This is a genomic window from Flavobacterium sp. HBTb2-11-1 (assembly GCF_009826975.1).
In the GTDB taxonomy this organism is placed as follows: domain Bacteria; phylum Bacteroidota; class Bacteroidia; order Flavobacteriales; family Flavobacteriaceae; genus Flavobacterium.
On sequence record NZ_WUMO01000004.1, the window covers coordinates 538,019 to 547,624 of the forward strand.

Here is a 9,606-nt window from a genome sequence, read left to right on the forward strand (position 1 = left end):
TTCTAATTATTTTTTAATCTAAGTCTAATATGCAGGTTCCAATTTTGCTTTGCTTATTTTAACTTGTTTTTCCTTAGATAGTTGTGTTATAGTGTAATGCATCCAAACCAAACAACCTGTTGAGAAAAGTAAAATAAAAATCCATGAACTTGACCAGATTCCGGTTGCAGTCAGTAAATATCCGAAGATTATTGGACCGAAAAAACCACCCAAACCGCCTATCATTCCGACCATTCCGCCCACAACGCCAACTTCTGTTGGGAAATATTCAGGGATGTGTTTGTAAACTGCTGCTTTTCCGATTCCCCAAGAAATTCCGATTAGAATAACTAAAAGCAAAAATACCCACATGTTTGCGTCAAATTTAATAAGCGTTACTCCTTTGGCTATCAGTTCTTTTTTTGCAACACTTTGGTTATGAGCTACTACAACATCTTGCCAGCTTGTAGAAGTTGGGAAAATGGCATTTTCATTCGTATTGGCAGTTTTTTGTGCAATAGGATATTCTTTATCGCCAATTTTTACGGTTTTATCGCTGATTTCATTTACAACACCTTTTTTAGCGGCTAATATTCCTGGCCCAGAAGTGGTGATTTCCATTTTCGGAATTGATAATAAAGCACTTAAGATTACAGAAGAACCCAAAACCCAGTACATCACTTTTCTAGCTCCGAATTTATCTGATAAATAGCCTCCAAAAGCTCTGATTACTCCAGATGGCAAACTGAACATGGTTGCAAACAAACCGCCCATTACTAAGCTCGTTTGGTAAACGTTCATGAAATTTGGCAATAACCATTGAGAATAGGCTACAAAACATCCAAAAACTAGGAAGTAATACGCTCCAAAACGCCAAACTCTTTGCGATTTTAGTGGCAAAAGCATTTGCGAAACACTTTTGCCGCTACTTTCTATTTTTTTGTTTTGAGCGAAAATTAAAAAGGCAACACCGATTACGACCAATGAAACAGCATATATTACAGGAAGAATTTTCCATCCGTTTTGCGGATCATCAATTGAAAAATGATTTAATAGAGAAGGAGCTAAAAACGTTGTAATTGCGGCACCGGCATTTCCCATTCCGAAGATTCCTAAAGCGCGGCCTTGCCATTCTTTTGGATACCAGATTGATGTATAGCCAATTCCGACTGCAAAACTTGTTCCGACCATTCCGAATAAAAAGCTAAGTAAGGCAAACATGGCGAAACTGTCAGCGTAGGGAAGGAGAAACAGCGGAATCGAACAAAGCAGCAATAACAGTGAAAAAACATATTTCCCGCCAAATTTATCAGTTAAAATTCCGATAGGAAGACGCATGATAGATCCAGTTAAGATGGGAATACCCAAAAGCCATCCGACTTGATTAACATCCCAATGGAAAATTCCGTTATCTACTAAAAAAGTTACCAGAACCCCATTTAAGGTCCAGCAAGCAAAACACACTGTAAATGCCAATGTGTTCAAAAATAAAATTTTGTGTGATTGCGATAGTGAGTTTGTATTTTTCATAGTACTTATATTTTTATGTAAAAATAAGTACTACAACTTAGTTAAAACCTGCTAAAACGCAGTTTTTGAAAAATAATTACGTATTAATACGTATTTTTTAAATCAAAGAATACTCGGCGGCTTTATTAGAAAGTTCCATTAGGTTTTTCACTTTCAGCTTTTTCATTAAGTTGAAGCGATGAACTTCAGCAGTTCTTTTACTGATTTCGAGAGCTTCAGCTATTTCTTTGTTTCCTTTACCTGATAAAAGAAGCGTTAAGATTTCTTTTTCTCTTTTGGTAATCATCATTTCTTCGCCTAAAGTTTGTTTAGGTTCTAATGATGCTGATGGATTTGTTAATTGACTTATTAAGATAGAAGAAATGTCTCCGCTAAAATATTTTCCTCCTGCAGCGACACTATGTAATGCTTTTAGGAATTCTTCTTTGCTTGAACCTTTTAGTAAATAACCGTCGGCTCCGGCTTTTATCGATTTCAATACATATTCTTCCGATTCGTGCATTGAAAGCATGATGATTTTTACGCTGTTTTTTTCGTTTCTAAGTTTTTCTACTACCTCTATGCCCGTTAAGTTTGGCATACGAATATCTACTATAAGTAAATCTGGCTGTGTTGCCGCAACAACTTCAAGCGCATCTGCACCATCAATTGCTTCACCTACAACCTCAATGTTTGCTTCGTTTTCCAGTAAAGATTTGATTCCGTCTCTAACAAAAACATGGTCATCTGCCAATACTACACGAATGATATTGCTCATAATCTACTTAATTTTGATTCTGAATTTTTACGTATATTCATCTAAAAAGAAGATGCTAATATACGTACTTTTTTGATTTAAAATTCCATTTTTTTGAAATTCCAAATTCCAAGATTAAAAAATGATTAGAAATCCTTAGGATAAATTCGAATATTAAAATACCAAATTCCAAATTGAATATAGGATTGTCAGGCTGAGAGGAGTCGAAGCTCGTGCAAAGAAATTCCACAATCTAAATCGCCAATCTTTGTAGAGTTACTCGCGAAGATTTCTCGTTCCTCGAAATGACAAGATTGTGAGAGAGTTTTGTGTTCAACTTTGTCAAAGTTTTAAACTTTGACAAAGTTTCGTGACGTAAAGTATTTGGAATTTGGAATTTAAATATTGGAATTTCTATTTAAGTATCGGGATGTTGAACGTAATCCTCGTTCCTTCGCTAGGAATAGAGTTCATAAACACACGACCATTAATGTACTGGATTCTTTCTTTCATGAATAAAAGTCCCATTCCAGATTCGCTGTTGCGTTTTTTGTCGACTGAATTGACATCAAAACCTTTTCCGTTGTCGTCTACGATGATGCTAAGAAGTGTATCGCTGTGTGAAAGCTGCACAATTATATGAGTCGATTCGGCATATTTTATCGCGTTGTTGATAGCTTCTTGTGTAAGTCGGTAAATGTTGATTTCAATTAACGAATCTAGACGTTGGTCAAAATCGGTTTTGTTGTAAAATAGTATTTCTTTTCCAGTTAATTTGGATAGTTCATGCGTGAGTTTTGAAAGCGACGAAACTATTCCGTGATCGCTTAATTCGGGAGGCATAAGGTTGAAAGTCGCCGTTCTTACACCTTTGATGATATCCAAAGAAAGCTTCTTTAAATACTCAATTTTTTGTTCCGATTTTTCTCTATCATCCAGATTAATACTTTCTAAGCTGAATTTTAAACCCGTAAGCATTTGGCCAATTCCGTCGTGAATTTCCTTGGCGATTCGGTTTTGCTCGTTTTCCTGATTTTCAACGATCTTGCTTGAAATAATCTTTTGTTGATTGATTTTCTCAGTTGTGTTTTCAAGGTTCAAACGTTCTACTTCGCGTTGCGCTTTTTTACGTTCAGTGATGTTGAAACAAACAATCAAAAGTTCTAATTCATCTTTTTTGATCATTACGGGAACCATTGATAAATCGAGCCAAATTTCTTTTTCTTCTTTGGTCAGAATTTTCATTTCGCCCTGCCAGCCACTGCGCTGTTTTTCGAAAATCAGGCGGTCAAAATTAACCTGTTCTTTTTCGTCAGCAGTAAGGACTTCAGAGAATTTTTTATTAGATGAAAACTTGGTGTAATTTAAAAGTTTGGCAAATTTTTCTCCAATATGAATAATCGAGCCATCAGGTGAAATTCGGCAATACAGTAAAGTATTTTCCATCGCATAGTTGAGCGATTTTAATTCTTTAACTGAATTTTCCTTGATTTCGCTTAATACTTCGGTGTCGTATGCTAGTTTTAGAGCTTTCTTTTCAGAAGATAGAAGGCGTGTAATTAATCTTTCGATTTTCTTATTGGTTGGTTTGAAAATAAAGAAGAATTCTAAAACCAGAATCAAAAGTGTAAAACCAAATATCCAATATTCTATTCGGCGTTGTTCGGTTACTTTTTCGTGCGCTTCGAGATCGTATTGCGTTACAATCTGATTCATTTTCGAAAGGAAAATCCCTTCGTTTTCTAAAATAGTCTGAACCAGTTTTTGATTTTCAGATGTTGATTTTTTCTGCTGTAAATTTAATAAAAAGGCGTCCGTGGTTTTTGCAATTTTATTGAAAATTGGGTTGATTTCTAGATACAGCTTATTTAGTGTTTCTGATTTTTCTTTTGGAAAAGCTAGACTGTCATTTCCGTTTTCTAATGCATTTTGGTTTTTCTTCCAAAGTTCTAAAACCTCTTTTAAATGCGAAGTTTTTTTGGCTGTAGCCGAATCAGAAACATAATGCAAAATCAAAACTTCTTTGACAATCTTCTGACTCAGCATTCTCTGTTTGCCAGAAAAATTAATAATCTTAGAATCGCTTAACTGCTGATTCAGATTGTATTGAACCAGAAACTGACTGATAATTATGGTTAAGGCAATAGTTAGAAGCGCAAAAAAATACAGACGACGTAAATTTTTGAAAGTGATTTTTTCTACAGCTTCCTGATTGCTTTTCTTCATATCTTTTTACAATCCCAAAGAAGCTTTTATTAGGTTTAAGTTTTCTTCAGAATAATTGATTTTTAAGGCTTCTTGATGTCCTTTGTCCGACATTTTGTCCCAAGTTTTTTTGATGATGTTTTTCAGTTTTTCTTCGTCATGTTTATGAACAAAAGGTTCTAAGTAATATTCTAAAAAGACTAAGCAAATTACATCTTCCAATAATTGGGTTTCATGATCTTTTTTGAGCAGTTTTTTCTCAATTAAGAAAGAAACACGATCGATAAAAGTTTGATCGTAACCTGCTTTCGCCAGAATTTCGGCTGTAGTTTTTGAGTGGAATTTTTTAAGTTCTTCTCTCCATTTCAAGTAACCAACACGATCCATCGGATACGATTCGCGAGCGACTTTCCATCGACAGATATGTTGCGCTTTTGAGGCAATCTGAATTTCTTCGGATGCATTGGGCTCAAACTCCATCAGTTTTTTATACATCCTGTCTGAATACAATAATTCTTTTGGATATTCAGTATTTTGGTCTAATTCAATGTTCGGATCTTGTGCATTTTCGGCATCAATCCATTCGCTTGCTTTTTGAAAAGGTGTAGTCATTTTTTGGTTTGATAATAGAATTTCAAAGATACGGAATTAAGTTTTTTTTCGCCACGAATTCACGAATTTGCGCAAATTATTGTTTTTGTTTTTGCCACAGATTGCACAGATTAAGGGGATTTTTTCTAACGCAAACTTTAATCTTTGGCGATAATTTGAATTGTTTTCGCCACGAATTTCACGAATCTCCGCGAATTAAATTAGTGTAAATTCGTGAAATTCGTGGCGAAAAAAAATCCTTTTAATCTGTGTAATCTGTGACTTTAAAATTAGTCCGCAAAGCCAACAAATACTTCGTCTTCAACAATCTTTATTGGATATGTTGCTATTTTATAATCGTCTCCGTTTAGGCTTGTTCCGTCTATTAATGAAAATGTTTTTTTATGCATCGGACAGGCAATTTTGGGAATATCATCTGCAGATCCTGTCATGCCTCTTGAAAGCACCATTTCCATTTTGTGCGGGCAGGCGTTTTGGCAAGCGTACCATGCGTTACGACGCGTGAAATTGAAAATCGCGATTTGTTTGTTTTTGTATTTGATGCATCCGCCTCGGTTGGTTGGAAAATCTTCTACTTTACCAGCTTTGAACCAAATTGTTGCGTCGCTTGCATGAACTGTTTCGTATTGATTTAAGATTTCTTCCATTTTGATTGAGTTTTGATTTCCTGTTTCTTAGCCCTCTTTTTACAATCATGAGAGTTATGATGGCGCAGTAAAAAAGAGGGTAAGAAGGACAGCAAACGTTTGTGATTTTTTTTCTTTTTTTTCGGAGCTTATTGTTGTTTTGCCACAAAGACGCAAAGACACTAAGTTTTTTTCTTAAGTTTTTGTAATTTGACTTCGTGGCTTTGTGTCTTTGTGGCAAGATATTTTTTACGACCAAGCTTTTGGCATTTTTTGATCTCTTAGCGGAACAAAAACAGCATTATCGTCTTTTTCGTCTGAATTTATAAAGTGATTGAAACGTTTTAATAATCTTGGTTTTTCAAGAACTTGTTTCCATTCGCATTCAAAAGTATTTACCAGAGTTTGCATTTCAGCTTCAAGCGTTTCGCAGATTCCTAAACTGTCTTCAATAATGACTTGTTTTAAATACTCTAAACCACCGTCTAGTTTTTCTAACCAAGTTGAAGTTCTAATTAGCGGTCCAGCAGTTCTGATGTAATACATTAAGAAGCGATCCATGTATTTGATAACGGTTTCCTTGTCTATTTTTTCTGCCAATAAAACAGCGTGTTTTGGATTGGCTCCACCGTTTCCGCAGATGTATAAATTCCATCCGCCTTCAACAGCGATTAATCCGAAATCTTTTCCGCGAGCTTCGGCACATTCGCGAATGCAGGCAGAAACACCACCTTTTAATTTATGAGGAGAACGAATTCCTTTGTATCTGTTTTCGAGTTCGATAGCAAATCCGGCGCTGTCGTCCATTCCGTAACGGCACCAAGCATTTCCAACACAGCTTTTTACAGCACGGAGTGATTTTCCGTAAGCATGACCGCTTTCAAAACCATTGTCGATTAAGATTTTCCAGATTTTTGGCAAATCACTTAAATGAGCTCCGAATAAATCAACTCTTTGTGCTCCAGTGATTTTAGTGTATAAATCGAATTGTTTGGCTACTTCGCCAATTACGATTAATTTCTCAGCAGTAATTTCACCACCGGCAACTCTTGGAACAACAGAATAAGTTCCGTTTCGTTGAATATTGGCCAAAAATCTGTCATTTGTATCTTGAGTCGTTACGTGTTTATTTGCTGTGTCATTGTAAATACTAGAGAAAATAGAAGCAACAACAGGTTTGCAGACTTCGCATCCGTCGCCTTTTCCGTGATGATCTAAAACATCGTAGAAATTATCGTATTTGTTGATTTTTACCAAATCGAATAATTCTTGACGTGTATAGCTGAAATGCTCGCAGATTACTTCTTTTACTTCTTTTCCTAAAGATTTTTGAGTTGCTTTTACCAAGTCAGAAACCATTGGTTTACAGCCTCCACAACCAGAAGTTGCTTTAGTTGCTTTCACAACATCTGAAAGTGTTGCGCAAGATTCATCCAAGATTTTACAACAGATAGAACCTTTAGTAACATTTTCGCAAGAACAGATTACCGCTGTATCTGGCAAATCCATTACGCTTCCTAAAGATGAACCTTCAGAACTATCACGAGAACCTAAAATTAGATCTTCAGGGTTTTTAGGCAAGGCCATTTCGTTAATATAAATTTGGAAAAGCGAACCGTAATCGCTAGAATCTCCAACTAAAATTCCGCCCAAAAGCTTTTTTGAATCCTTTGTAACGTTGATTCTTTTGTAAACGCCGCTTAATTTATTTTCATAAATAATTGCTGTAACGTCATTATTTTCAATAAAAGGATCACCAAAACTCGCAACTTCAACACCAATCAATTTCAATTGTGTTGACATATCGATGGTTTCTCTCATGGTTTTATCACCATTTAAGATTTGTTCAGCAGCAACATCCGCCATTTCGTAACCTGGTGCAACAAGTCCATAAATGTTATGATTGTAAAGCGCCGCTTCGCCAATCGCAAAAATAGAAGGATCTGATGTTCGCATTTGATTGTTTACCACAATTCCGCCTCTTACACCAACTTCAAGTCCTGAAACTCTAGCCAGTTCGTCGCGAGGTTTGATTCCGGCAGAAATAACCAACATGTCTACTTTTAACAATTCGTCGTTTGCAAACATCATTCCTGTTATACTTTCCTTTCCGTCAATATATTGCGTTGCTTTGTTAAGATGAATTCCGATATTTAATTCTTCTATTTTTGATTGAAGCATATCGCTCGCGCCTTGATCCAATTGTCTCGGCATCAAACGCGGTGCAAATTCCACCACATGCGGATTCAATCCTAAATCGCGAACTGCTTTTGCCGCTTCTAAACCTAATAAACCGCCTCCCAGAACTGCAGCTTCGGTTGCTCCTTTTTGTCTTATTTTTTTAGCGTAAGCCATAATTGCATCCAGATCTTCTATTGTTCTGTAAACAAAAACACCTTCTTTTTCGACACCTTCAATTGGTGGTACAAAAGCAGAAGAACCAGTTGCTAAAACTAAGTAGTCGTACGTATGTGTTTTGCCTAAGTGTGTATGTATAGTTTTTGAATCACGGTTAATATCTGTAATTAGCTCCGATGTATTGAGAGTAATATTGTTTTCTGCGTACCATTCGGTTGTTGATAATGATAAGTCATCAGCCGTTTTACCTCCAAAGTATTCGCTTAAGTGAACGCGATCATAGGCGCGTCTTGGTTCTTCTCCAAATACTGTGATTTGATACTTTTCTTGTCCTGATTTTGCAACAAACTTTTCGCAAAATTTATAACCAACCATGCCGTTTCCAACTACTATTACTTTAATCATGATTTCTTTAATTAAGTATTACTCCGCAAATATAAGTATTTATACTTATTTAAATACGTAAATTATTTATTTTTTAATCGTAATATGTGTTTTTAAACTACGTATTTTAGCTTAACCTTTTACGTATCGCGGGTTTTGAGAGAATTTAAAGAGCAGTAAAAAGTTTAAATTTGAAAAGAATCTAAATAAGGAATTCAGAAAAATGTCGTAAATTCATAAGAATTTTATAGGTATTTTGAAAAAAGAAATATTTTTTTAAACTGAAATCCAATGAAAAATATACTCTCAATATTGTTATTATCAATTGTAATGATAGGCTGTAAAACGACAGCAAGCAAAGAATCTGGCGGAACAACTGCAGCAAGTTCTACAGAAGAAGATTTAAAATATTATTTTAAAGGGACTGGAAATGAACCGTTTTGGGGAATTAAAATAGGGAATGAGGAAATCGTTTTTACGTCATTAATTCCTGGAAAAGAAAAAATTACTTTTCCTGCTGTTGATGCCATTAAGGCAATGGATGCAAATGTAAAAATGTATAAAGTAAGTAATGAAAATACTTCAGCAACAATTTCGATTCAGCAATTGGATTGTCAGGATTCGATGTCTGGAGTGATTTCTCCTTATAGCGTAAAAGTTGAAATTAAAAATAACTCGGAATTAGAAACGAAGAAATTAAGCGGATGCGGAAAATATCTAACAGATTATCGTTTGCATGATATTTGGGTTTTGGAAGAATTAAACGGCTACAAAGTTTTTGCAACCGATTTTCAGAAAGAATTTCCGAGAATCGAGATTAATTCTGCAGAAAATAAATTTATGGGATATGGCGGCTGTAATTCCATAACGGGACAAATCTTTTTTGAAAAAGATCTTTTGCGTTTTACGAAAGTCGTTTCCACTTTAATGGCTTGTCCGCAAGGAAATAAAGAAGGTGAATTTTTAAAAGCTTTACAGAGTACTACAACTTATTCAATAGAAAATAATCAATTGACATTGTCAAATCCTTCTGGAAAATTGGCTGTTTTTAAGAAGGTGGATTAACTTTTATTTCTATTTTGCGCATTTTTTGTCATTTCGACGAAGGAGAAATCTCCACAAGAAGCTCCGCACAGTTTGGCTTATTACTTGCGAAGATTTCTCCTTCGTCGAAAT

At 35.3% G+C, this 9,606-nt stretch carries 7 protein-coding genes; 1 reads left to right on the forward strand and 6 read right to left on the reverse strand.

Features of this window, described 5'->3' with window-relative positions:
* Positions 1-24: 24 nt before the first annotated feature.
* From GR162_RS11755 to nirB, 6 genes are all read right to left on the reverse strand, one after another.
* Positions 25-1,509, reverse strand: a complete 1,485-nt coding sequence (locus GR162_RS11755; RefSeq protein WP_160782309.1) for a nitrate/nitrite transporter — start codon at positions 1,507-1,509, stop codon at positions 25-27.
* A 97-nt stretch (positions 1,510-1,606) separates the two neighbouring features.
* The gene (locus GR162_RS11760) at positions 1,607-2,266 is read right to left on the reverse strand and encodes a response regulator transcription factor (protein ID WP_160782310.1); all 660 of its coding nucleotides are present in this window, start codon (positions 2,264-2,266) and stop codon (positions 1,607-1,609) included.
* A gap of 393 nt (positions 2,267-2,659) precedes the next feature.
* The gene (locus tag GR162_RS11765; RefSeq protein WP_160782311.1) at positions 2,660-4,471 is read right to left on the reverse strand and encodes a type IV pili methyl-accepting chemotaxis transducer N-terminal domain-containing protein; all 1,812 of its coding nucleotides are present in this window, start codon (positions 4,469-4,471) and stop codon (positions 2,660-2,662) included.
* Between the two features lie 6 nt (positions 4,472-4,477).
* The gene (locus tag GR162_RS11770) at positions 4,478-5,062 is read right to left on the reverse strand and encodes a DUF4202 domain-containing protein (protein ID WP_160782312.1); all 585 of its coding nucleotides are present in this window, start codon (positions 5,060-5,062) and stop codon (positions 4,478-4,480) included.
* Between the two features lie 269 nt (positions 5,063-5,331).
* Entirely contained in the window at positions 5,332-5,709 is a 378-nt protein-coding gene (gene nirD, locus GR162_RS11775; protein ID WP_160782313.1) for a nitrite reductase small subunit NirD, read from the reverse strand.
* A 228-nt stretch (positions 5,710-5,937) separates the two neighbouring features.
* Positions 5,938-8,451 carry a nitrite reductase large subunit NirB gene (gene nirB, locus GR162_RS11780; RefSeq protein ID WP_160782314.1) on the reverse strand — a complete coding sequence of 838 codons (2,514 nt, stop codon included), beginning with the start codon at positions 8,449-8,451 and terminating at the stop codon, positions 5,938-5,940.
* A gap of 270 nt (positions 8,452-8,721) precedes the next feature.
* On the opposite strand from nirB, the gene GR162_RS11785 reads away from it, so the two are divergent.
* Positions 8,722-9,495, forward strand: coding sequence for an META domain-containing protein (locus GR162_RS11785; protein ID WP_160782315.1), 774 nt, complete (start codon positions 8,722-8,724; stop codon positions 9,493-9,495).
* The last annotated feature ends 111 nt before the right edge of the window (positions 9,496-9,606 follow it).